Annotated in this window: 19 protein-coding genes; 12 read left to right on the forward strand and 7 right to left on the reverse strand. The window is 69.6% G+C overall.

From position 1 onward, the window contains the following. Nucleotides 1–1,302 precede the first annotated feature (1,302 nt). Entirely contained in the window at nucleotides 1,303–2,910 is a 1,608-nt protein-coding gene (gene dnaK / locus HNV26_RS28820; protein ID WP_171440201.1) for a molecular chaperone DnaK, read from the reverse strand. A 205-nt stretch (nucleotides 2,911–3,115) separates the two neighbouring features. On the opposite strand from dnaK, the gene HNV26_RS28825 reads away from it, so the two are divergent. The 5 genes from HNV26_RS28825 (at nucleotide 3,116) to HNV26_RS28845 (ending at nucleotide 7,844) form a co-directional block, all read left to right on the forward strand. Then, a complete protein-coding gene (locus HNV26_RS28825; protein WP_171440143.1) occupies nucleotides 3,116–3,949 on the forward strand; it encodes a class II glutamine amidotransferase in 834 nt (277 codons plus the stop codon). A 214-nt stretch (nucleotides 3,950–4,163) separates the two neighbouring features. Continuing rightward, the gene (locus tag HNV26_RS28830; RefSeq protein ID WP_171440144.1) at nucleotides 4,164–4,586 is read left to right on the forward strand and encodes an ATP-binding protein; all 423 of its coding nucleotides are present in this window, start codon (nucleotides 4,164–4,166) and stop codon (nucleotides 4,584–4,586) included. Then, nucleotides 4,583–5,251, forward strand: coding sequence for an ATP-binding protein (locus HNV26_RS28835; RefSeq protein ID WP_171440145.1), 669 nt, complete (start codon nucleotides 4,583–4,585; stop codon nucleotides 5,249–5,251). The genes HNV26_RS28830 and HNV26_RS28835 overlap by 4 nt, the downstream gene beginning before the upstream one ends. Before the next feature lie 309 nt (nucleotides 5,252–5,560). Then, nucleotides 5,561–7,495 carry a GYF domain-containing protein gene (locus HNV26_RS28840; RefSeq protein WP_253817153.1) on the forward strand — a complete coding sequence of 645 codons (1,935 nt, stop codon included), beginning with the start codon at nucleotides 5,561–5,563 and terminating at the stop codon, nucleotides 7,493–7,495. Nucleotides 7,496–7,514: 19 nt separating this feature from the next. Continuing rightward, nucleotides 7,515–7,844 carry a DUF1330 domain-containing protein gene (locus HNV26_RS28845; RefSeq protein ID WP_171440147.1) on the forward strand — a complete coding sequence of 110 codons (330 nt, stop codon included), beginning with the start codon at nucleotides 7,515–7,517 and terminating at the stop codon, nucleotides 7,842–7,844. A gap of 88 nt (nucleotides 7,845–7,932) precedes the next feature. On the opposite strand, the gene HNV26_RS28850 is transcribed toward HNV26_RS28845, so the two are convergent. From HNV26_RS28850 to polX, 4 genes are all read right to left on the reverse strand, one after another. Then, nucleotides 7,933–10,110: a M4 family metallopeptidase gene (locus HNV26_RS28850; RefSeq protein WP_171440148.1), complete on the reverse strand. Its 2,178-nt coding sequence runs from the start codon at nucleotides 10,108–10,110 to the stop codon at nucleotides 7,933–7,935. A gap of 226 nt (nucleotides 10,111–10,336) precedes the next feature. Next, nucleotides 10,337–11,056, reverse strand: coding sequence for a myxosortase MrtX (gene mrtX / locus HNV26_RS28855; protein ID WP_171440149.1), 720 nt, complete (start codon nucleotides 11,054–11,056; stop codon nucleotides 10,337–10,339). Further along, nucleotides 11,053–11,676 carry an MXAN_2756 family trypsin-like serine endoprotease gene (locus HNV26_RS28860; protein ID WP_171440150.1) on the reverse strand — a complete coding sequence of 208 codons (624 nt, stop codon included), beginning with the start codon at nucleotides 11,674–11,676 and terminating at the stop codon, nucleotides 11,053–11,055. Before HNV26_RS28860 ends, mrtX begins: the two co-directional genes overlap by 4 nt. A 19-nt stretch (nucleotides 11,677–11,695) precedes the next feature. Further along, nucleotides 11,696–13,441, reverse strand: coding sequence for a DNA polymerase/3'-5' exonuclease PolX (gene polX, locus HNV26_RS28865; protein WP_171440202.1), 1,746 nt, complete (start codon nucleotides 13,439–13,441; stop codon nucleotides 11,696–11,698). Between the two features lie 78 nt (nucleotides 13,442–13,519). Here polX and HNV26_RS28870 point away from each other — a divergent pair, with 78 nt between their 5' ends. The 7 genes from HNV26_RS28870 (at nucleotide 13,520) to HNV26_RS28905 (ending at nucleotide 21,075) form a co-directional block, all read left to right on the forward strand. Beyond that, entirely contained in the window at nucleotides 13,520–13,837 is a 318-nt protein-coding gene (locus tag HNV26_RS28870; RefSeq protein ID WP_090488932.1) for a Rieske (2Fe-2S) protein, read from the forward strand. 209 nt (nucleotides 13,838–14,046) lie between these two features. Continuing rightward, nucleotides 14,047–14,514, forward strand: coding sequence for a MogA/MoaB family molybdenum cofactor biosynthesis protein (locus HNV26_RS28880; RefSeq protein WP_171440203.1), 468 nt, complete (start codon nucleotides 14,047–14,049; stop codon nucleotides 14,512–14,514). A 165-nt stretch (nucleotides 14,515–14,679) separates the two neighbouring features. Then, a complete protein-coding gene (locus HNV26_RS28885) occupies nucleotides 14,680–16,722 on the forward strand; it encodes a M20/M25/M40 family metallo-hydrolase (protein WP_171440151.1) in 2,043 nt (680 codons plus the stop codon). Nucleotides 16,723–16,830: 108 nt separating this feature from the next. Then, complete coding sequence (locus HNV26_RS28890; protein ID WP_171440152.1) at nucleotides 16,831–17,187, forward strand: GatB/YqeY domain-containing protein; 357 nt, start codon at nucleotides 16,831–16,833, stop codon at nucleotides 17,185–17,187. A 174-nt stretch (nucleotides 17,188–17,361) separates the two neighbouring features. Continuing rightward, a complete protein-coding gene (locus HNV26_RS28895) occupies nucleotides 17,362–18,267 on the forward strand; it encodes a TIGR02757 family protein (RefSeq protein ID WP_171440153.1) in 906 nt (301 codons plus the stop codon). 88 nt (nucleotides 18,268–18,355) lie between these two features. Next, nucleotides 18,356–19,924 (forward strand): hybrid sensor histidine kinase/response regulator, encoded by a 1,569-nt coding sequence (locus tag HNV26_RS28900; protein WP_171440154.1) that lies wholly within the window; start codon nucleotides 18,356–18,358, stop codon nucleotides 19,922–19,924. Next, a complete protein-coding gene (locus tag HNV26_RS28905) occupies nucleotides 19,921–21,075 on the forward strand; it encodes a dienelactone hydrolase family protein (protein ID WP_171440155.1) in 1,155 nt (384 codons plus the stop codon). The genes HNV26_RS28900 and HNV26_RS28905 overlap by 4 nt, the downstream gene beginning before the upstream one ends. Nucleotides 21,076–21,349: 274 nt before the next feature. Here the strand turns inward: HNV26_RS28905 and HNV26_RS28910 are convergent, their stop codons facing one another. Both HNV26_RS28910 and HNV26_RS28915 read right to left on the reverse strand, forming a co-directional pair. Continuing rightward, a complete protein-coding gene (locus HNV26_RS28910) occupies nucleotides 21,350–21,748 on the reverse strand; it encodes a gas vesicle protein (protein ID WP_171440156.1) in 399 nt (132 codons plus the stop codon). A 34-nt stretch (nucleotides 21,749–21,782) separates the two neighbouring features. Beyond that, nucleotides 21,783–22,109, reverse strand: a complete 327-nt coding sequence (locus tag HNV26_RS28915; protein ID WP_140862065.1) for a gas vesicle protein K — start codon at nucleotides 22,107–22,109, stop codon at nucleotides 21,783–21,785. Between the last annotated feature and the right edge of the window lie 45 nt (nucleotides 22,110–22,154).

Raw genomic sequence — 22,154 nt, forward strand, 5'->3', positions numbered from 1 at the left:
GGGGACGGCGCCTGCCGGCGAGGGCGAAGCCGGAGCGCCCACGGGAGCGATGGAGGGCACTGCGCCCGCGAGCGGAGCGGAGGACCCCACGGGAGCGATGGGGGGGACGACACCAGCCGAGCCTGGCGACGCTGTTGCACCGACGGGCGCGATGGCTGGGGCAACGGCGGGGATTGCGCCCATGGCGGGACGCTGCGCCGGAGGAACTGCACCGGCCGGACGCGGAGGAGGCGTGTTTCCTCCAACTGCCGAGCGAGGCGCGGGCGTCGGTGCTCCCGCCGAATTTGGATTTGGGCCCTGGCGCTGGGCGGACGTGTTGGCGCCAGCGGCAGTTCCGCCAGCCGGCGCGACGTGGGGCACAGGCGTACTCGCGCCAGCGGCGGGGGAGGCCGGTGCCGGTCGCGAAGCAGGCGTGGTGGTGCCCGCAGGGGGCATACGGGGGACAGGTGTGTTGGCGCCTGCTCCCGTCACCTGGCTCGGGACGGGTGTGGCGGCTCCCGCTGCCCCGGTAGGAGGACGCGGGACGGGTGTGGCGGCTCCCGCTGCTCCGGTAGGAGGACGCGGCGCGGCCGTCCGGGCATCAAGTCCGCTAGTGCCCTGCGGAACCGTGGGCGCCTGTACGCCAGGGTTCGCGAGCGCCGAACGCGGAACGGGTGTCCGAGCATCAGCACCAGTGGCACTCGGGCGAGCCGCCGTACCCGGGGCGGACGCCGAGGGCCCTGCGCCAGCTCCCGCCGGGCGCGGCACCGGAGTCGTGGCGACCGCGGCGGATGGCGCATTGCCAGCAGCACTCCGCTGCCCCGGCACTGCGCCAGTCGCCGGCTGCCTCGCGGCAGGGCTTGTCGCGGCGCCCACGGCAGGAATCGCAGGCAGCGTCGTGGGTGTGCCTCGCGGCGCACTCCCCGAACCCGGCGCGGACGGCACCGCACCCGACGCCGGACGTGTCGGCGTCGTCGCGGGACTCGCACCCGGCGCTGTCGCTTGTCCGGGAGTGGAAGACGTACCCTCTCCAGCGCCCGTCCGCACCGTGGGAATCCCCGTCGTCGTGGCTCGGGGCGGCACCGGGGACGTCACGCCGGTGGGCCGTGCGACAGGTGTTCCCTGCGGCTGACGCGGCGGAGTCGGCGCGTTGGCGGCGGGCGACGACGGAGTCGTCCCGGGCGTGACGGGGCCGGGGACGGCGGCCGTCACGCGCGGGACTGCGGGCCGGGCGGGCGTGGCCGGTGTCCCGGGCGTGGCTCCCGGCGGTTTGCCGGCGCTGGGGTCTGAAGGCTCGGACATCGGCGTGGTCGAGTCGCGGCCTTACTGCGCCGCGGCGGGCAGGTCGTTGCTGTTGTGGCCAGCAAGCCGGATGTTCCGGTTGGCCTGGATGGACTGCTGGATATCGGCCTCGCTCATGCCGGAGGACAGGGTGATGGAGGTCGACGTCTTCTGACCCGTCGCCGTGTCGCACGCGGACACGTGCACCAGGCCATCCGTGTTGATTTCGAAGGTGACCTCGATCTTCACCTCGCCGCGGTATCCGATGCGGAAGCCCGCGAACTCGAACTCGCCGAGCATCTCGCACTCGTCGGCGCGGTTGGACTCGCCCTGGTACACGCGAATCTTCACCTTCTCCTGGCCGTCGCGGCTGGTGGTGAACGTCTTCGAGCGGTCGATGGGAACCGGCGTGTTTTTGTCGATGATCTTCTCGGTGTACCCCCCCACCGTGCCGATGCGCAGCGACAGCGGCGTGACGTCCACCAGGAACGTCTGCGTCTTGCTGTCCAGCAGCGCGTGCGACTGGAGCGCCGCGCCCATGGCGACGACCTGGTCCGGGTTGATGCCCTCCAGCGGTTCCTTCTGGAAGTAGTGCTTCACCGAATTGCGGATGATGGGCAGCCGCGTCGGCCCGCCCACGAGGATGACCGCGTCGATGTCGGCGGCCGTCAGGCGCGCGCTCTGCAGCGCCTCGTCACACACCTTGAAGGTGCGCTGCACCAGGTCCATCACCATGCGGTTGAACTGGTCCTGGTTGAGCTGTCCACGCAGGTCCATGACGTTGCCGTCCGCGTCCTGGCAGATGCCCTGGCAGAGAATCTCCGCGGAGCCCGTCTGGCCCACGTCGATCTTCGCCTTCTCCGCGGCCTCCTTGAGCATCTGCAGGCAGAACTTGTTCTGCCGCACGTCCAGGCGGGTGCGGGCCAGGAAGTCATCCGCCAGCCACGTCATGATGCGGTCGTCGAAGTCGTCGCCGCCCAGGTACGTGTCGCCCGCGGTGGACAGCACCTCGAAGACGTCCTTGCCAATCTCCAGGATGGAGACGTCGAAGGTGCCGCCGCCCAGGTCGTAGACCACCACGCGCTGGTTGACGTCGCGCCCGAAGCCGTACGCGAGCGCCGCGGCGGTGGGCTCGTTGAGGATGCGCAGCACCTCCATACCGGCGATGCGGCCCGCGTCCTTGGTGGCCTGGCGCTGGTTGTCGTTGAAGTACGCGGGCACGGTGACCACGGCCTTGGTCACCTCCTGGCCCAGGTACGTCTCCGCCACCGCCTTCAGCTCCTTGAGCACCAGCGCGCTGATCTCCGGCAGCGAATAGGAGTGCTCGTTCATCGCGATGCGCACCGAGTTGTTGTCGCCCTCGACGATGCGGTACGGCATCACCGCCTGCGCCTTCTTCACCTCGTCGGAGAAGTAGTAGCGGCCGATGAGGCGCTTGGCGGAATAGACGGTCTGCTCGGGGTTGGTGATGATGTTCTTCTTGGCCGCGTTACCGACCAGGACCGAGCCATCCTCGAGGAACGAGACGCAGGAGGCGTGAGTCGTCTCTCCCCACTCGTTGGGGATGACGGTGGGCTGGCCGTCCTGGACCACCGCCACGCACGAAAATGACGTGCCCAGGTCGATGCCGATTGCGATGTCGTCCGCCATTCCGTCTCCGGTGAAGACCTTCAGCAGAGGTCCGTCGGTGAAGGGCACGGAGGTTAGGCACCCCCAGAAGCGGGTGTCAACGTCCCCATGTCAATAAAGCCTAGCCATTTCAAGGGCTTAGCGAGGGTGCAAGGGAGCACGCCCGCTGAGTTGAGGGGGCGCTCCGAGGCCATTATCTCTCATGGCGAAGGGGGTTTCCTCATCCATGTCCGTCATCCTCGCCGCTCTGACGTCCGACCCGAACCTGCTGCGCTGTGAGCTGCACCGCCTCCAAGGCCAGGTCCTGCTCCAGGGCGCACCGAGGGCGAACGCCGTGGGGGTGGGAGCCTACGCCCAGGAGGAGGTCCTGTTGCGGCGCTTCTCCAGCGGCGAGGAGCTGTCCCTGGACTCGCTCGTGCCCCCGCATGAATCGGAGGCGCTGCTGTTCCACGCCGGCCAACTGCCCGTGGGCTTGTCGCTGGAGGAGAACACGCAGCCCTTCCGCTACCGTCGCTGGTTGTTCGCCCTTCATGGCGGCGTACAGGGTTTCGAGCTGCTTCGTGCCCCGTTGCTGGCGTCGCTGCCGGACCACTTGCGGCGTCAGGTGCGCGGCGGAACCGAAGGGGAGCTGCTGTTCGCCGTCTTCCTCAGGCGCCTGCGCGACCTGGGCCGCACGGAGGACCCACGGCTGGAGGCCGAGGCCGCTGGACGCGTGCTGGCGGACACGGTGCGCGAGGTGGTCCAGGCCGCGGCCCAGGCCGGCGTGACACGCACGCCCACGCTCAACCTGGTGGCCACCAACGGCATCCTCCTGGCGGCGACCCGGTACGGCGAGCATCCCTTGTACTGCACGCGGCTGGAGGGGGCGGCCGAATGCGAATTGTGCGACGTGACGCCCTCGACCCCCGATACGCAGCCCGCGGTAGGCGCACATCGCCGCCGTCGTACTGTCGTGGTGGCCAGCGCGCTCAAGCGCACCTCGGGATGGGTGGAGCTGGCTCATGGCCGCACGCTGGCGGTGGGGCCGGATCTGCAGATGCACGAGCTGTCCGGCACGTGAGCGAGCCAGGTGCCTGGAGGCCGCTCCCGAAGTGGATGCGGGCCTCGGCGCCGGCCCAGGCTTTCCCGAGATGGGTGCTCCGGGTCCAGGATGACTGCGAGCCGCTTTACATCCCCGGAGGGGAAGTGCTTCCATTGAGGGCGCGTCATTGAAATATTGAAGATTCGCTGGATTTTCGGCGCTTGTGTCTCCCATGCTCTCAGAAGTTGAGCCGATGTTCAGCATCGAGATCCGCTCGAGGTCGGATGCGGCGGTCGCCGCCGCGTTGAGTCGCCGCTACGCCCGTGAGCATGGCCTGGCGGCGCAAGCCAGCGCCGAGGTGGCGGTGGTGGTGGGCGAGCTGGGCACCAACCTGGTGCGCCACGCGGGTGGCCGGGGCTGGGTGGAGCTGTGGCGCGAGGCGGAGTGGCTCTTCGTCCGCTCCCGCGACCGCGGCCCCGGCATGGAGGACCCATCCCGTTTCTTCGCTGGCAGGGACGGGCGTCTGAGCCCGCTGCCCGGCGAAAGCCTGGGCGAAGGCGGGGCCGCGGTGCGACGGCTCACCGACGACGTCCAGGTGGCCAACCGCGAAGGTGGAGGGTTCGAGGTGCTGGCGCGCAAGCGGGTGGTGGTCCAGGCGAAAAGGAGGCACGGGTGAGCGGTGGTTTGGTGGGCCCGGCGCTGTTGCGCGTCTTGCAGCAGTTCATGGCGGAGACGGCGGCGCGGTGGGTGTTGCGAGGCACCGTGGAGTCCCTCCGGCTGTCCATGGACACGGTGTCCGCGGCGGACCTGCCGCGCATCATCGAGGCGCTGGAACCCGCCACCCGCCACTTCGTGGACCCTTCTCTCCGTCCGCGGATGATGGCGCAGCTTCGCGCGCAACTCGCGCCCTCGGCGGGGCCGGAGGGCACGGCTACTTCACCCTCGGCGGAGGTTCGGGCGACCACCTATCTGGTGCGCACGGAAGCGGACGCCAGTCACGCGCGGCTCGCCGCCCGGATGCTGTGCGAAGCCCTGGGGGGGCGCGGCTACGAGTGCCAGAAGGTGGCCACGGCGGTGAGTGAGCTGGCGCGCAACCAGATTTCGTATGCGGGGGGCGGCACCATCCAGCTCGCGCCGCAGCTGGCGCCCAAGCGGCTGCTGCGTGTCAGCGCCGAGGACTCCGGGCAAGGCATCCCGGACCTGGAGCGCGTGCTTTCGGGGACATACAAGAGCAAGACGGGCATGGGCCTGGGCTTGTTGGGTGTGAAGCAGTTGGCGGACCGCTTCGATGTGCGCACCGGCCCGAAGGGCACGCAGGTGGACTTCGAGTTGTGGCTGTGAGGCTCGCGGTCGCCCACCGCTCCCGTTTGGTTTCCCGAGGAGTGGGTGTGCCGATACGTGCCGCGCGGTGCGAGCGCACTGCTCTCGCTCCCAGGCGTGGCGCGTCGACGACTGTGTGCCCATGCCGCACAGTCGGGACATTGTACGAAGATGGGGCATGGGAACTACGCTAGGGCTCCGTCCCTCGTGGGGGCTGTGTCCACCTCCGCGCAGATGCTCGCCGTTGACGAATCGCCGTGGTGGCATTCCATTGGGTGAGGTCTGATGGTGCGGCTTAATCGGGACCGGATGGAATCAAGGAGCGGGTCGATGGCCGGCAACTCAGGGGAAGACAACGCCAACCCGGGAAACGCCCGGGAGGTGGCCCCAGAGCGCCCTGACGAGGGCGATTCGCCCGTGCTGGACGGCGTGTCGGATGCGGAGCTGGACGCCATCGTGGGTCAGCTGCGCACGGACAAGAGCCTTCGTGCCCAGCCCAGCGCGCAGCCGCGCTACCGCGAGGCCACGCAGTCGGAGCGACTGCACCGGGGCGCGGGTCGCTCACGGGCGTCCACCTTGGGTGAGGAGGAGGCGCCGCCGCCGAAGGAAGCCGTGCCCGTCGTGAAGCATGCCTGGTACTTCGTCGCGGGCGGCGCGGCCTATGGTCCTCACGACCTCGCGGACCTGAAGGCCCACGTGGAGCGGGGTTTTCTGGGCATTGATTCCCTGTGCTGGCGCGAGGGGTTCAGTGAGTGGCTGCCCCTGGGGCACATCCCGGAGCTCGCTTCCACGCTGCTGCCGCCAGCCGTGCCCGTGGGCCCTCCGCCCGTTCCGCCGGAAGCGTCCCGGGGCTTCATGCCCCAGGCTGCGCGCGCCGTGGACGTGTCCGAGGCCACCACGGAGCGGGTGATCCTGAATGCACCGGGCACGGTGGTGCCCCCCTTCGCGGCCATTGCTCCTGCCGCCGTCGTGGCCACTCCCGAGGTGAGCGCTGTCGCCATGCCGCAGACGCAGGCGTCCGGCGCATCACTTGCCGTGGAGGCTCCAGGGGCTCCGGCCGCGGGCGTTGCCGTCGGGCCTGCTCCGGAAGCTGTCGTCGCGACGCTCGCACCAGAACCTGTCACCGCGCCGGCCGCGAGTGACTTCGCCGCATCCGGAGCCCCGGCGTCGGACCCGACGCCCGTGGCGGAGCCCGTGGGGACCCACGCGGTGCTCGCGTCGCCGTCCCCCGAGGAGCGCGCGCGTCGCAAGCGCCGGCTGGGGTTCATCCTGGCGGGTGGGGCCATCGGCGGTGTGTCGGTGGCCCTGGCGCTGAGCGTCCTGGGCATTGGGGGCGGCCGTGGTGCCGCGAGCCCCGGTGAGGCCGTGGACACGGCGCGTGGCGCCACCGGCGCGCCGCCGCCCGTGGAGGCGCCGGTGGCCGCCGCGCCCACGCCGGAAGCGGTCGCGGCCGCGAGCCAGGGCGCCGCGGCGTCTGGTGCCTCTACGTCAGCGGGCGGCACGGGCAGCGCGAGCCCTGGCCTCCGCGGCGCGGGCATCGCGACGTCGGCCGCCGAGAGCGCGCGCGACCCGAGCCCGGTGCAGGAGCCGACACGCCCATCGACGCCCTCGCTCTCGGCCGCCTCGGTCGAGCGCGGAGGCCGCGTGCCGGAGCTGACTGGGACGGAGAGCACGGCGCGCGCCGCGACCGGCGGCGGACGGCCGTCGCCGGAAGAGCGCGTCTTCGAGCGGCCCACGGGCAGTCTCTCCTCGCGAGACGTCGCCGTGGCCTTCGTCATCGGGAAGCACTCCGTGGCGCCTGCTCCGGAGCCGGAGCCCGCCAAGCGGCCCGCCACGACGGTGGCCGAAGCCGCGACGGCCGGCAGCTCGGAGGACGACCTGGGGCCCGACGCGGACTTCGACCGCATGCTCTCCGGCCCAGGGCCCAACGCTACCAAGCACCACAAGCCGACCGTCTATGTTCCGCCCGACCCGACGGCGCCGCGCGAGTCGCTCGACCTGGCCACCGTCTTCGCCGTGGTGCATGCCCGGCGTTCGGAGCTCGCGGCATGTGCCCGGGAGCAGTCCGCGCCGCCGCAGGAGGGGGACCGGGCAGTCCTGCGCTTGAGCGTCCTTCCGAGCGGGAAGGTGGAGTCCATCACCACCGAGACGCCGTGGCTGCGAGGCACGTCGCTCGTGCGTTGCATGCAGCAGAAGATAGGCGCCTGGACGTTCCCCAGGCATCGGACGCAGGGGGCGCCCGTCGTCTTCCGATACGAGTTCTGATCCGCCACGAGGAGCGCCCATGTCTGCTTACGTCCTGGTCGAGGTCTCGGTGCACGACGCGCAGACCTACGAGCGGTACAAGCAGCTCGCGCCTCCCTCCCTCAAGCCCTACGGGGGCCGCTACCTCGTCCGGGGCGGCCCCACCCAGGCCCTGGAAGGCACCTGGCAGCCCCCGCGTTTCGTCCTGCTGGAGTTCCCCAGCGTGGAGCTCGCCAGGGCCTGGTGGGCATCCCCGGAGTACGCCGCCGCCAAGGCGCTCCGCCACGAAAGCGCGCACTCCATCATGTTGCTGGTGGAGGGCGTGCCGGCCACGACGCCCGTCACCGAATCAGGGGAGTCGTCGGCCTGAGCGCCCGCTGGAAAGCCGAAGCCCGGCGCCAGTCCGCGGTGTGTCGCGGGCCGGGCCGGGCTCGGGTGTCTTCAGTGAAGCGGGAGGACTAGTTCACGCCGACGGCGGTCCAGCTCTCCTTGACCTTCGCCACTTCCGCGGAGTCCGCGCCGTAGAGGTCCGTGGCCGCGTTGATGGTCGCGGTGCGGGCCTGGGCGAACGTGGTGCTCGGCGTCATGTAGTGGGCCAGGGCGCGGTAGTAGATCTTCAGGCCCTTCTCCATGCCGATGGCGTCCTTCACCTCGATGCCGGACGTGCGGTTGGTTCCGCCGTTGGTCAGCAGGTAGAAGGCGTTGTTCGCGATGCCGCTGGAGCCGTGCACCTCGGTCTGCTTCGGGTAGTTCTTGTAGTTGTCGATCGAGTAGTTGTCCTTCGTCGGATCGTCCATGTAGCGCAGACCGTCGGTGGGGTCGCCGTCCTTCGGCGTCCAGGCCGTCTCGCCCACCGTCCAGTTGAACTTCACGTCGGGGTTCTTCTGGGCCGCGTACCACTCGAGGCCGGCGCCCATGATGTCGCTCATCGCCTCGTTCAGGCCACCGGACTCGCCGCGGTAGATGAGGCCGGCGGTGCGCTCGGTGAGGCCGTGGGCGATCTCATGGCCCGCGATGTCCAGCGCGGTGAGCGGACCGGAGTTGCGGCCGTCGCCGTCGCCGTAGCTCATCTTCTCGCCGTCCCAGTAGGCGTTCACGTAGTTGTTGCTGACGTGGACGTAGGACACCAGCTTCTCACCCGCGCCGTCGATGGAGTCACGGCCGAGGATGTCCTTCATGTAGTCGTACATCATCTGGCCGCCGTAGTGCGCGTCCACCGCGGCCTTGTTGCGCTCCGGGTCCGTGGCCTCGCCCCAGACGTCGTTGTCGTCCTTGATGGGCGTCTGGCCGCTGGCGCGCTCGCGGTTCATCGCGTCGTAGGTCGCCACGCCCTTGCCGCGCGTGCCGTCCTCGAGCGTGTACGTGCCGTCCGCCTGCTTCTTCGTTTCCAGCGCGACCTTGCCGCTGTACATGGACGTGTCGTCCGCGATCTTCTCGCCGGGCCCCGGCTCATTGGGCTCAACGGCCTTCGGGGTGATGGTCAGGCCCCAGCTGTTCAGCGTGCCCGTGTCGCGGCGAGCGTTGTCCTTCACCGACAGCGTCCACTCGCCCTTCGCGGACTCGCCCGCGAAGGCGCTCAGGTCGAAGCTGCCCTTGATGTTGTCCGCGCTGCCACCCTTGCGGTTGTGCACCGTCTCCGACTTGCCGGAGGGGCTGGTGAGCGTGACCGACAGGTCGCCCTTGAACGTGTGGTCGATGTCCAGGTCCAGCTTCAGCTGGTCCACGGTGCCGTCCTGGGTCACGTTGATCTTCGACGTGACGGTGGTCAGGTCGGCGATCTCCGCCTTCGGCGTGGCCGAGGCCTTGATCTCGGAAGCCGTCGCGGCAACGCCGTGGGCGTGGTCGGCGTGGTCCGCGCCTTCGGCGTGGCTGTGGCCGTGCGCGGCGCCGTGCTGGCGGGCGAAACCGTCAATGGTGTTGAACTGCTCGAAGAGCTTCCCGGTGTTGGCGTCCACCAGGTAGTTCATCTTGCGCGGGTTGTCGGTGCCATCCACGTTGGTGACTTCCACCCGGTAGGCGGAGTGGTACTCACCGGAGATGTCCTTGTAGATGACGCGCTCGGAGTTCGGCTGGCGGTCCGGCTTGCCGTCGAACGCCTTCATCGCGATATCCAGCGCCTGGCTGTGCGACACCTTGGGCTTCTGCGTGCCCAGGCCGGCCGGGATTTCAGACTGGTCGCCCGTGGTGCTCTTGACCTTGCCCTCGGCGTCGAGGTGCGTGACGACCTGCTCGCCGAAGACCTTCACGCCCTCGTGCTGGCGGTCCAGACGCACGTGCGTCATGCCCAGCGAGTCACGCTCCACGCTCTTCGGCGTGTACGCCGGGAACTGCACGCCGCCGATGATGCCGGGGTTGCGGAGGGAGGTCTGGGTGGCGGGGGCCAGGTGCGCCAGCGACGTCTGGATGGCCGTCTGCGCCTCGCGGCTGGCCAGGGAGAGCCGGCCCACGGGAGGCGGCAGCGGCTTCAGCGTCTTCTCCGCGCGCGCCAGGTCCGACGTCTTGGCCGCGGGGCCGAACCCGTCCTTGATGACGTTCGGGGCGATGGTCGCGGGCTTGGCGGCCGTCTTCGACTGAGCCTCGGAAGCAGCAGTGGAGCGAATCGTGGGCTTCGGACCTTCGGTGCGGCGAATCGTCATTGGGGGTCTCGAACTCAGTGCAAGGGGGTTGAAGAGTTATCGCCGCAGTGTGGCCCGGAGTTTCTTGTGATATTTTCGACGCAATAAGCCATTCTCGAAAGGCAAGTAAAACCTTGTCGAGCTTCCGTTGAAATCAGGTTACGAACGTGTGAACGCGCCCGTTTTTCACGGATGGTGCGCTCGGCGCTGCTGCACGGAGTGGGGGCGCGGCGAAGCTCGGCAGAAGTCAGCCGAAAAAAGAAACCTCGAGAAACCGCACATAGAGGTTGCAGGCCGCGTGAAACAAGGCGGCGCCGATGACGGTGCCGGTGCGCGCCCGCATCCACCCGAAGATCAGCGCTGGGAAGAACACGGACAGCCGCCACGCCTGGAAGATGGCCAGGTGGCCCAGGGCGAACAGCAGCGCCGTCAGCCAGAAGGCGGGGCCCAGCCGGCCCCCCAGGAACTTGCGGCCCTGGGGCCAGGCGTCGCGCAGCCGCGTCTGGAGGTAGCCCCGGTAGAAGAACTCCTCCGGCAGCGCGACGACGAAGAGCTGGTCGATGAACCACTCTCCGAAGCGCGGGGGCAGGCGGGGCTGGAAGCGGGCCTCGCCCATCAGCGGCGTGAGGTGCTTGGCCAACGCCGGGGGCAGGTGGGGGAGCACCTCCACGAACGCGGCGAAACCCAGGAAGAAGAGGGGGCCCACCACCGCGGACAGCAGCAGGAACAGGCGCAGGTCCTCGCGCCACGCGCGCAGCGACAGGCCGTAGTCCCCGTAGTCCTCGTCCCGCCAGCGCATGGGGATGAGCGGCAGGTAGAGGAATCCCACGGTCGCGACCAGCTTGGGGATGCTGGTGCCGCCGAACAGCAGGAACGCGGCGACGATGGACAGGAAGCCCACCGCCCACAATCCCACCGCTTCCTGCACGGCGTTCGGTCTCCAGGGCGTCGTCGCGGCCTGGGTCATGGCATGTCCACCGACGCCAGCTCCACCTTCACGGCGCTCAGCGGAAGCACCCGGCAGCCGCGACGGTGCTTCTTCACCACCACCGCCACCAGCCGCGCCTCCGCGTCGAAGACGGGGCTGCCCGCGGGCAGGGCCAGGGGGACATCATAGAAGGGGGCCTGGGCCGCCCGGGCTCGCGCCGGCACGGGGCGCGCGGGCTGGCCCTTCTTGGCGGGGAGGACGCCCACCAGCCAGCGGCCGTCAAGGCTGTCGCCGTCCCGGAGCACCTTCACGGGCGCCGCCGGGTACGCGCCATCCGGAGCGGCGAGCACCGCAATCTGGAGGTCCTGGTTGGCCATCACCACGCGGGCGGGCAGCGTCTTTCCGTCGTGCTCCACCGTGGCGGCATTCAAGCCGGTGAACCTGGCCCCTACGGGAGTGACGGACGTGAGGACCTGCCCCGCGGACCCCACGAAGACGCCGGGCCCCGCGTCTCGAGGGCCCTTGACGTGCACCACCGAGCGCCCGTGTCGCTCCAGCACCCGTTGGAGGTCGGCGCGCGAGGGCTTGTCGGCCTCCGCTGCGGCGGAGGCGAAGGGCAGGAGGCAGAGGAGGAGGAGCAGCGGCGGCAGGCGGGACATCGGCGGGTGCCGCAGCCTATCACCGGCGCTCGCGCAGCGCGGTGACGAAGCGGTCCGCCGGGAGCGTGTTGAGCACGTCCCCCTTCCGGGCCCAGCCCCGGCGCGCGGTGGCCACCGCGAAGGCCAGGTTCCTCAGGTCCTCCTTCTGGTGCGCGTCGCAGCTCACCACCAGGCGGACGCCCTGCTTCACGGCCTGCCGGACATATTCGGCCTTGATGTCCAGGCGCGCGGGCTTGCCGTTGACCTCCACGGCCACGCCGCGTTCGGCGGCCCGCTCCAGGATGTCGTCCATGCGGACGGGGTAGGGCTCCCGGCTGTTGATGAGCCGGCCGGTGGGGTGCCCCAGAATCTGGAGGCAGGGGTTGTCCATCGCGGCCAGCAGCCGGCGCGTCATCTGGTCCTCGTCCATGCCATGCCGGACGTGGATGGAGCCGATGACGACCTCGAACTGCTCCAGGACGCTGTCGGCGTAGTCGAGCGCGCCGGACTCCAGGATGTCCACCTCGATGCCCTTGAGCAGCCGCACGCCGGAGACGGCCGCGTTGATGCGGTCGATCTCCTCCCACTGGCGCTTGAGGTCATCCACCTTCAAGCCGCCTGCGTAGATGGCTGCCTCGCTGTGCTCGGTGATGGTCAGGTACTTCAGGCCCAGCGCCCGCGCCGCGAGCGCCATCTCCTCCAGGCTGTTGCGCCCGTCGGACCAGGTGCTGTGCGCGTGGACCGCGCCCTGGACGTCCTCCAGCGTGAGCAGGTCCTGGGGAAGCCGTCCCTCGCGCGCGGCCTCCACCTCGCCGTTGTCCTCCCGCAGCTCGGGGGGCACGTACTGCATGTCCAGCAGGGCGTAGATCCCGGACTCCTCCGTCACGGGCACCTTGGTGCCGTCGTCCCGGTGGACGCCCCATTCGGAAATCTTGAGGCCGCGCTCCTGCCCCAGGTTGCGCAGGCGGATGTGGTGCGCCTTGGAGCCGGTGAAGTGGTGCAGCGCGGTGGCGAAGTCCTCGTCGGGCAGCACGCGCAGGTCCACCTGGAGGTCGCCGGCCTCCAACCGCACGGAGCATTTGCTTTCGCCCTTGCCCAGCACCGCGGCCACGCCAGGCGCGTTCGCCAGGGCATCCAGCACCGGTCCAGCCTCCGGCGCGGAGGCGATGATGTCCACGTCCGCCACGGTCTCCGCCTGCCGGCGCACGCTGCCACCCAGGCTGGCGCGCACCACGCCCGGCGCGGCCTTCACCCGCTCCAGCAGCGCCGTGGCCACCGGCAGCACCTCGCCCAGCAGCTTGCGCTCGCCGCGCGCGCGGCGGTACAGGGCGATGCCTTCCAGCATCTTCGCTTCGCTCTTCGCGCCGAAGCCGCGGACCTGCCGCACGCGGCCCTCACGGCAGGCCCGCTCCAACTCCTCGATGCTGCTCACCTGGAGCTCACGCCAGAGCGTGGCCACCTTCTTCGGCCCCACGTCGGGCAGCTGCGTCAGCTCCAGCAGCCCGGGAGGAAACTGCGCCCGCAGCTCCTCCAGGTAGCCGAGCCGGCCGGTGGACACCAACTCGGAGATCTTCTCGGCGAGCGCGCGGCCGATGCCTGGGAGGCTCTCCAGCCGGCCTTCCGCGACCAGGGGGCCCAGCTCCTGGGGCAGCCCGGCGATGCGGTCCGCCGCCATGTCATAGGCGCGGACGCGGAACCCGCTTTCGCCCTGGAGCTGGAGCAGGAGGGAGATGTCACGGAGGACCTGGGCGACGGTGGCCTTGTCGACAGCGGTGGGGATGGTCACGTCGGGAGTCACGGGGAGAAGGTAATGCCCGGGCATCGGGAGTGCAGCCAGTCCCGCGTTGTGGGAAAAGGGGCCGCGATGACGAAGATCAAGCTGGGACCGGCGGACTTCGCCGAGAGGGAAATGCGGGGCTACGAGGTCGGCAAGCGCAACGTGTGTATCGCGAAGATCCACGGGCGCTACAAGGGCCTGGATGACTGGTGCAACCACGCCGGGTGTCTGCTGTCCGGCGGTCGCATCGAGGACAACATGGTCGTCTGCCCGTGTCATGAGGTCGGTTTCGACATGGACACCGGGCGCAACGCGACCTCGCCGGGGGTCTGTGACGACCAGCCGACGGTGCAGGTCGCGGTCGAAGACGGCACGCTCGTCATCGATTGGCCCGACACGCCCTGAAGTCCCTCTCGCACTCCGGAGTACCTGTCATGGCACACGACCACGACCACGACCACGACCATGGGCCTCACGGGCACCATCATCATGACCACGGGCCTCATGCGCACCACGGTCATGACCACGACCACGCGCATCACCACGACCACCATCATCACCCCCCGCATGGCCACGACCACGGCCCGGCGGAGGAGCACAAGGCGCGAGCGCCGGTGCATGTCAGCACCTTCATCGTGACGTGCTCGGACAGCCGCGACGCGGCGCGCGATGACAGTGGCCGGGTCCTGCGCGAGGGCCTGGAGGCGGCGGGCCACGGCATTGCTGGCACCCTCGTGGTGAAGGATGACCCGGAGGCCATTCGCGGCGCGCTGGACGCCGCGCGCGAGGCGGGGGCCCGGGCCGTCTTGTTCACCGGAGGCACCGGGATTGGCCGGCGCGACTGCACGGTGGAGACGCTGCGTCCGCTGTTCGAGAAGGAACTGCCAGGGTTTGGTGAACTCTTCCGGATGCTGTCCTACCGACAGGTGGGGAGCGCGGCGATGATGTCCCGCGCCACGGCGGGCACCTGCCAGGGGATGATTCTCTTCGCGCTGCCGGGCTCGCCCAAGGCCGTACGGCTCGCGCTGGAGGCGCTCATCCTCCCGGAGCTGGGCCACGCCGTCCGTGAGCTGTCCCGATAGCGTCCGCTTCGCGCTTGTCTCAATCCATGAGAATGGCTGAGGCCGGCGTGTTTTGTCGCGAGCAGTGTCCCCCGCTTTCGCCGGAAGTGTAAGTTAACGGTGAAGGCGGGGATTTCTCTCCCTGCCATCTCAACCGCACATCCCCGCCTGGCAGTGGAGAAACGTATGTACATGAAGCGCCTCGCTTCAGTCCTCCTGGTGCTCTGTAGTGTCTCGGCGTTCGCGAAGGCGCCCGCGGCGAAAGCTCCCGATCGCGAGGTGTGGATCACCCTCGGCTCGGATGCCCTCGAACACGTCAACGCGGCTTTCGCCAGTGCCGGACATGCGGCGCCATCGATGAGGGGGCAGAAGGCGGACGTCACCGCGCTGCGCGTGCGTGAGTCCCAGCTCAACCTCATCTCGCGGATGATGCACGAGAAGCTCAACCGCTGCGGTGGCTTCATCTACCACGACACCGAAGTGGCCGCGCTCGCTGCCCTGGACCCGTCGGTCGCGGCGAAGGCCGCCAAGGCCACCGCCGTCACGTACAGCCTGGACAACGCGTCGACGGTCAACGCGTTGCAAGCGGGGGTTCAGGAACCCTCCATCCGCGGGGTCATCGACCACCTGTCCAGCTATACGACGCGTTACTACACGTCGCCGACAGGCGTGACGTCCGCCAACTGGCTGAAGGGCCACTGGGAGTCGCTGGTTCCGGCGACGCGCTCCGACGTCACCGTCGAGTTCTTCAACCACACCTCGTGGGCGCAGCCCTCCGTCATCTTGACGATTACCGGCACCACCTTGTCGGAAGAGGTCGTCGTGCTCGGTGCCCATCTGGACTCCACCAGCAGCGGCAGCACGGCTCCCGGCGCGGACGACGATGCGTCGGGAATCGCCACGCTCACCGAGGTGATTCGCGTGGCCATGCTCCAGAACTACCGCCCGGAGCGCACCGTGAAGTTCATGGCCTACGCGGCCGAGGAAGTGGGCTTGCGCGGCTCTTCGGCAATCGCCACCAAGTACGCGGCGGACGGTGTCGACGTGGTGGGCGTGCTCCAGCTCGACATGACGAACTACAACCTGCGGTCGAACATCGACGTGGCCCTGGTGAGCGACCGGACGAACGCGGCGCAGAACACGTTCGTCACCAACCTCATCGACACGTATCAGCCCGAACTCGAATGGAGCACGACGACGTGTGGCTACGCGTGCTCGGACCATGCGTCATGGACGAGCGCGGGCTTCGCGGCCTCGATGCCCTTCGAGGCGCCGCTGAGCGCGTCCAACCCGTACATCCACACCGTCAATGACACGCTCCACAACAGCGGGGGTGATGCCCGTCACGCGCTCAAGTTCGCGAAGCTGGCCGCCGCGTACGTGGCGGAACTGGCGAAGGGTGGGGTGACGATTGACCAGACGCCGCCGGAGGTCGCCATCACCGCCCCTGCCGCCGGCGGCACGGTGACTGGAATCACGACCGTCACGGCCTCGGCCACGGATGCTTCCGGTGTGAACCGCGTGGAGTTCTTCGTGGACGGCGAACTGAAGGCGACCGACACCACGGCGCCGTACGCGTTCGACTGGGACACCGCCGCGGTGCCCAATGGCAGCCACACCGTGACGGCGCGGGCGGTTGACCTCGTGGGCGTCGCGGCGACCAGCGCCGGGGTGCCCGTGACGGTGAGCAACGCGACCAGTACGGCTGGATTCGATTCAGTCCTGCGGGCGCCGCGGTGTGCCTCGGCCTCCAACGCGTGTGATTCCGGCACGCTGCTCAATGGCCGCGGCGGCTTCGTCGGGCCCGAGGTGAACGCGCCGAACACCATCAAGAACTCCTGCAGGGACGGCTTGTCGGGTGCTCACCTGGTGGACCAGTCGAACGAGCGCATCGTGGTGTCCACGCTGGACGGGACGAACTTCGCGCCGGGCAAGCTGGTGCGCGTCGATGCAACGGTCTTCGCCTACAACAAGCTCAACGACAAGCTGGACCTGTTCTACGCGGCCGACGCCAACAACCCTGTCTGGCAGCTCATCACCACGATGTCCGTTCCGTCGAAGGGCCTCCACACGCTGTCCGCCACCTACACGCTGCCGGAGGGCAGCGCCGCCCAGGCCGTGCGAGCGGTCTTCCGCAACCGCGGAAGCACGGCGCCTTGCGTGGATGGCAACTACAACGACCACGACGACCTCATCTTCGCCGCGCAGCCGTCCGCGTTGCTGCGCTGACGCTGCCTGGTGCATCCGGGGCCCCAGGCTTCGTCGCTGTCCGGGCCTGGGGACCGCTGACGGAGCGCGCACCTTGAGTCGCCCCCCGCGCGTCGGTAGGGTGCGCGCATGCGAACCGTGGATGAGTGGAAGGCGATACTTCGCACCGCATTGAAGGAGGCCATGCGCTCGCGGAGCCCGCAGGCTTCAGCGGTGCTTCGCGAACTGCTCGCGGCCATCGACAACGCGGAAGCACCGGACATGGGCGTGGCGCCCTCCGCCGTGGGTGGCGTGTTCGCCGGAAGCGCTGGTGGGCTGGGGCATGGCGAAGTGCCCCGGCTGGCCTTGACTCCGGAGGCCGTGCAGGCCGTCATCGCCCGCGAGCTTCAAGAGCGGCGTGACGCGGTGGCGCTCTACGAGAAGCTCGGCAAGCAGGACGAGGCGAGTGCCGTGAAGGCCCAGTTGGATGTGCTCCTGTCGCTATGAGGCACGAAGGCGCACGAAGGCCTGCCGCGAGCATTGGGAAGACGGGCGGGCCGCTCGCCGTTCCTGGACCCTGTGGGACCGCCTGACGTGACACCGCGCTCGAAGAGACGCACTGCCCTGGTTGCTGGACTCTCGCCTCGAGCCGCCGAGCACCTCCGGCCACGGCTGGAGGCCGTGCTGACGTCCACCGACGCGCGCGCCCGCATCGCCTTCGATCCGGTGGAGTTCCCGCACCGTTACCAGGACCCACGAGACATCGAGGTCAGCGCGCTGCTGGCGGCCGGGTTGGCGTACGGCCGCGCGGACCTGTTCCGTCCCAAGGTGGACGCGTTGCTGCGCCGCATGGGGCCGTCTCCCGCCGCCTTCGTCACGGCGCTCGACGTTGCGGGCGCGCGGGCGCTGCTCGAAGGCTTCGTGTACCGCTTCAACGTGGGCACGGACGTGGCGGTGCTCCTGCTGGGCATGGGGCGTGTGCTGCGGGAGCTGGGCAGCCTGGAGGCGTTGTTCCTCCAGGGGCTCCAGGCACGTGACACCCTGCACGGCGCGTTGGACCACTTCACGACGGGCCTGCGCGCCATCCCCATGGGCGCCTTGCGAAAGGCCCTGGGCCCGGAGCGCGGCCTGCATCACCTGCTGCCCTCGCCGCTGGGTGGGGGAGCGGCCAAGCGGCTCAACCTCTACCTCAGGTGGATGGTGCGGGGCCCGGACACCGTGGACTTCGGCATCTGGAAGCGCGTGCCACCTTCCGCGCTCCTCATTCCTTTGGACACCCACATTGGTCGCATCTCGCGGCACCTGGGACTGACCCACCGCAGTGATTTGACGTGGCGCACGGCGGAGGAGGTGACAGCCGCGTTGCGCGTGTTGGACCCGGCCGACCCTGTTCGCTACGACTTCGCACTGTGTCACTACGGCATGAGTGGGGCCTGCCCCGCCCAACCCGTGCCGGAGAATTGCGGTCGCTGCCCGCTGCTGCCGGTGTGCGCCGTGGGGCCACAGGTGGTGGCGACGGCGACCCGCCGGGTCCAAGGAGCCACCGTTCGGAAGCGCAGGGAACTGTCGGCGACGCGACGACGTTGACCGTGGAGCGCCCGGGCGCTGCAATGGGCATGTGGCTTCGGCTCCTGCGCGCGGAACCCGGGGCTCATGGGGCCGGAGGATTGACGCCGTGTTTGTGACGCTGGTGGCATTGCCTCCCGAGGTGTCGGAGGAGGTCGAGCGAGGGATTCTCGAGTCCGACGCGGGGCGGAACTGCCAGATCTTGCGTGTGCCCCTGGCGGGGATCCTGCCCGGGGCCATCTCCGAGGGACTCATCGTCCTGTGGGATGACGGCGGCCCGCTGTCGGACCTAAGCGCGAGCTGTCAGCGGTTGAATGCCCTGCGTCGCGTACCCCGCACACACCTGGTCGTGCTCACGGGCCGCGCGCCTGTGGAAGCCGACGCCCTGGCCGCAGCCGGTGCGGATGAGTGTCTGACCGCGCCCGGGACACACTGGGGCGTGCGGCTCGCGAGCCTGCGCCGGCGCCTGTCGGCGCTGTCGAACGGGGATGCCATGCCCACGCCGAGCCTCCTCGAAGCCTCGGACCGCGCGCGGCTGGAGTCGCAGTGGGTGCTGGCGGATCGGATGGCATCGATTGGCACGCTCGCCGCGGGCGTCGCGCACGAAATCAACAACCCCCTGTCCTACGTCAGCTCCAATCTCTCGTACCTGCGCGAGCTGCTCGCCCAGCCGGAGCTGTCCCACGAGCAGCTCATGGAGCTGCGGGAGGTGGTGGCCGAAGCGCAGGAGGGCGCTGGACGCGTCAGCGCGATTGTCCGCGACCTGCGAACCTTCTCCCGCGCGGATGAAGAGCTGCATGGTCCGGTGGACATGGTGCACGTGGTGGACGGCGCGCTGCGGCTGCTCCGCAACCAGATCGGGTTGGTCGCCCGGTTGACGTGCACGTTGGAGCCGGTGCTGCCCGTTCATGGCAACGAAGGGCGCCTCACCCAGATTGTCGTGAACCTGCTGTTGAACGCGCTCCAGGCGCTGCCGGACCGTGCGCCCGAGGAGAACCGGGTGCGGGTGTCCCTGCGCGCCAGCAGCAGCAGCCGGCACGTGGAGCTGGAGGTCTCCGACAACGGACACGGCATGGCGCCGGACGTGCAACGCCGCATCTTCGATCCGTTCTTCTCCACGCGCCCCGTCGGAGAGGGCACGGGGCTGGGCCTGTCCATCAGCCTGACGCTGGTGCAGGCCATGGGTGGACGCATCGAGGTCTCCAGCGCGCCCGGCTGGGGCAGCACCTTCCGCATCGTCCTGCCCACGCAGGCCGCGGGCTGGACGGATGGCGTGGAGCAAACGAAGGTTGTGGAGCCGACGCCCGCTCGCATTCGTCGGCGTCTGCTGCTCATCGATGACGAGCCCTCCGTGGGTAACTCGGTGAGCCGGCTGGTGCGTGACGTGTATGAGATTCACGTCGTCCAGGACGCGCGCGAGGCCCTGCGCTTGCTCTCCATGGGAGAGCGGTTCGATGCCATCCTGTGCGACGTGATGATGCCGGGCATGAGCGGGCTGGACTTCGTGGTGGAGCTGGAGCGGCTGGCGCCGGACCTCGCGCTGCGCACCGGGCTGATGACGGGGGGCGCCTTCACCGCGCAGGCGCGTGAGTTCGTGGGCCGCCGCACGCGCGGGCTGCTGGAGAAGCCCTTCGAGCGCGAGCGCCTGTGCACCTTCGTGGAGCACCTCTTCCAATGAGCCGGGCGGTGCGGCGGAGTCTGGCGGCGTCGCTGGTGGCGCTGCTGGCCGTGGGCTTGTTCGTGGTGCCGGGGTGGCTGCAGGGCTTGTCGCTGGTGGTGCGCGCGGCGGGCATGCAGGGCGGCGTGGAGACGGCGCTCGCGGACTGGCGCACCGGGCCCTTCGACGTGAGCGACGTGCAGGTGCCCACGCGTCACGGCACGGTGCGTGCCCGGTTGTACCGGCCGGTGACGCAGCGCGGGCGCACGGTGGTGCTGACCTCGGGTGTCCACGCGGATGGCATCGACGAGCCTCGGCTCGTGAAGCTGGCGGAGGACCTGGCCATGGGCGGCCAGGCGGTGCTCACCCCGGAGCCGCCGGACCTGCTGCGCTACGAAATCACGCCGCGCCTGCCGGACATCATCGAGGACGCCGCCGTGTGGGCCGCGTCGCGAGCGGACCTGGCGCCCGACGGCAAGGTGAACCTGTTCGGCATCAGCTTCTCCGGCGGCCTGTCGGTGGTGGCGGCGGGACGGCCCGCCTTGCAGGACCGGGTGGCGGCCACGCTCTCCTTCGGCGGCCATGGGGACTTGCCGCGTGTGCTCACCTTCCTGTGCTCGGGCGAGCTGCCGGATGGAAGTCACCTGGCCCCGCATGACTATGGCGTGGTCATCATCCTGCTGAACGTGGCGGAGAAGCTGGTTCCTCCCGAACAGGTGGAGCCCCTGCGCGCGGGCATCCGGACCTTCCTGCGCGCATCCCATCAGGCCATGGTGGATGGCAGCCTCGCGGCGGAGACGTTCGCCAAGGCGCGAGAGCTCCAGGCGGAGCTGCCGGAGCCCGCGGCCACGTTGATGGGCTACGTGAACACGCGCGACGTGGCGGCGCTTGGCCCACGCTTGCTGCCCTTCGTGAAGACGTTCGCCGCGGACCCGGCGCTGTCGCCGGAGCGCTCGCCGCCGCCCACCGCGCCCGTCTTCCTGCTGCATGGTGCGGGGGACACGGTGATTCCCGCCATGGAGTCCAGCCGGTTGACCGCCGCCCTGCGTCCCCACACCGAGGTCCACGCGCTGGCCACACCGCTCATCACCCACGCGGAGATGGACGGGCCACAGGCGCTGATGGACGTGTTTCGGCTGGTTCGATTCTGGGCGGACCTGCTCGGCGCGTGAGGGGCGCCGGCTTCCGCTTCGCGAGGCGATGCTCGCGGCGGTGCGCACGCCGCCCACTGCCACCGCGTCGTACCAGGTGCATGGCGCCGTCCCTGCCCTGAAACCCGGGACGGCTTGGAGGATGGCCGGGATGCGCGTGCCGTCCCGCCTGGCACCGTGGCCCGGGCGGGACGCGGCGCTTGGGCCCTAATCCCCAAGGTCTCCTCGGTCCCGCGGCGCACGGGACGTGTCGGTGGGGAGAGGGCCGCGCAAGCCTTGCGCGTGCGGCCCCTCCCTACACCTTCTTGGCCTTGGGCGCGCGCCTGGTCGTGGGGGTGGGCTTGGGAGCAGCACGTGGGGCCGGAGCCGCCGGTTCGGCCGAGGCACTTGGAGCCGGAGCCGCCACGGGCGCCTGCGCCGCCGAGAGCTGCTGTCGCGCACGGGAGCTGAAGTTGGGGTTGGTCGTCCACCAGTCCAGGCCCATCTCCTGCGCCCGCTCCACCGAGCAGATGATCAGTCGGATCTGGATGGTCAGCAGCTCGACGTTCGTCAGATTGATCTTGATGTCCCCGGTGATGACGATGCCCTTGTCCAGCACCCGCTCGAGGATGTCGGCCACGGAGCTGCTGCGGGTCGACGTGGGCGGGTAGTGTCGCTGGGAGGGCGTCGTCGCGCGATCGTCGATTTGGGCCATGGCTCCTCGCTCTCTGTCCGCTGCTCGGCCAGCCTCACAGCGTCGTGCCCAGCGGCCCGAGGTCCAGATTCAGGTCCTCGTCCGTCAGGTGGAATTGCTTCTTCAATTCATCCATCTGCTCCTGCAGACGCAGGAAGGTGACGCCCAGCCTTTCAATCTGCTCCTCGCTCAGTGAGCCGGCGTCGATCCGGCGTAGCGCCTGCCTCTCCAGCAGTTGGCGGATGAGCTCGACGACGGCGAGCACCAGCCGCACGAGCCCGGCCTGGACGTTCTCCTCGTCCAGCTCCAGCTTGGGTGGCTTCGTCGGCTCCAACGCTCGGGCGAGCTCCTCCACCGCCTGTGGTGCGCCCTCGACTGCCATGATTCACCCCGTCTCCCATCCCGCGCGTGCGCGGATCCTCCACGC

It is taken from the genome of Myxococcus xanthus, from assembly GCF_013116825.1.
Taxonomy (GTDB): Bacteria; Myxococcota; Myxococcia; order Myxococcales; family Myxococcaceae; genus Myxococcus; species Myxococcus xanthus_B.

Coding starts and splice junctions, on each gene's coding strand:
- dnaK (WP_171440201.1), bottom strand. CDS start 2,910: ATGGCGGACGACATCGCAATCGGCATCGACCTGGGCACGTCATTTTCG.
- HNV26_RS28825 (WP_171440143.1), top strand. CDS start 3,116: ATGTCCGTCATCCTCGCCGCTCTGACGTCCGACCCGAACCTGCTGCGC.
- HNV26_RS28830 (WP_171440144.1), top strand. CDS start 4,164: ATGTTCAGCATCGAGATCCGCTCGAGGTCGGATGCGGCGGTCGCCGCC.
- HNV26_RS28840 (WP_253817153.1), top strand. CDS start 5,561: ATGGCCGGCAACTCAGGGGAAGACAACGCCAACCCGGGAAACGCCCGG.
- HNV26_RS28845 (WP_171440147.1), top strand. CDS start 7,515: ATGTCTGCTTACGTCCTGGTCGAGGTCTCGGTGCACGACGCGCAGACC.
- HNV26_RS28850 (WP_171440148.1), bottom strand. CDS start 10,110: ATGACGATTCGCCGCACCGAAGGTCCGAAGCCCACGATTCGCTCCACT.
- mrtX (WP_171440149.1), bottom strand. CDS start 11,056: ATGACCCAGGCCGCGACGACGCCCTGGAGACCGAACGCCGTGCAGGAA.
- HNV26_RS28860 (WP_171440150.1), bottom strand. CDS start 11,676: ATGTCCCGCCTGCCGCCGCTGCTCCTCCTCCTCTGCCTCCTGCCCTTC.
- HNV26_RS28870 (WP_090488932.1), top strand. CDS start 13,520: ATGACGAAGATCAAGCTGGGACCGGCGGACTTCGCCGAGAGGGAAATG.
- HNV26_RS28885 (WP_171440151.1), top strand. CDS start 14,680: ATGTACATGAAGCGCCTCGCTTCAGTCCTCCTGGTGCTCTGTAGTGTC.
- HNV26_RS28890 (WP_171440152.1), top strand. CDS start 16,831: ATGCGAACCGTGGATGAGTGGAAGGCGATACTTCGCACCGCATTGAAG.
- HNV26_RS28905 (WP_171440155.1), top strand. CDS start 19,921: ATGAGCCGGGCGGTGCGGCGGAGTCTGGCGGCGTCGCTGGTGGCGCTG.
- HNV26_RS28910 (WP_171440156.1), bottom strand. CDS start 21,748: ATGGCCCAAATCGACGATCGCGCGACGACGCCCTCCCAGCGACACTAC.
- HNV26_RS28915 (WP_140862065.1), bottom strand. CDS start 22,109: ATGGCAGTCGAGGGCGCACCACAGGCGGTGGAGGAGCTCGCCCGAGCG.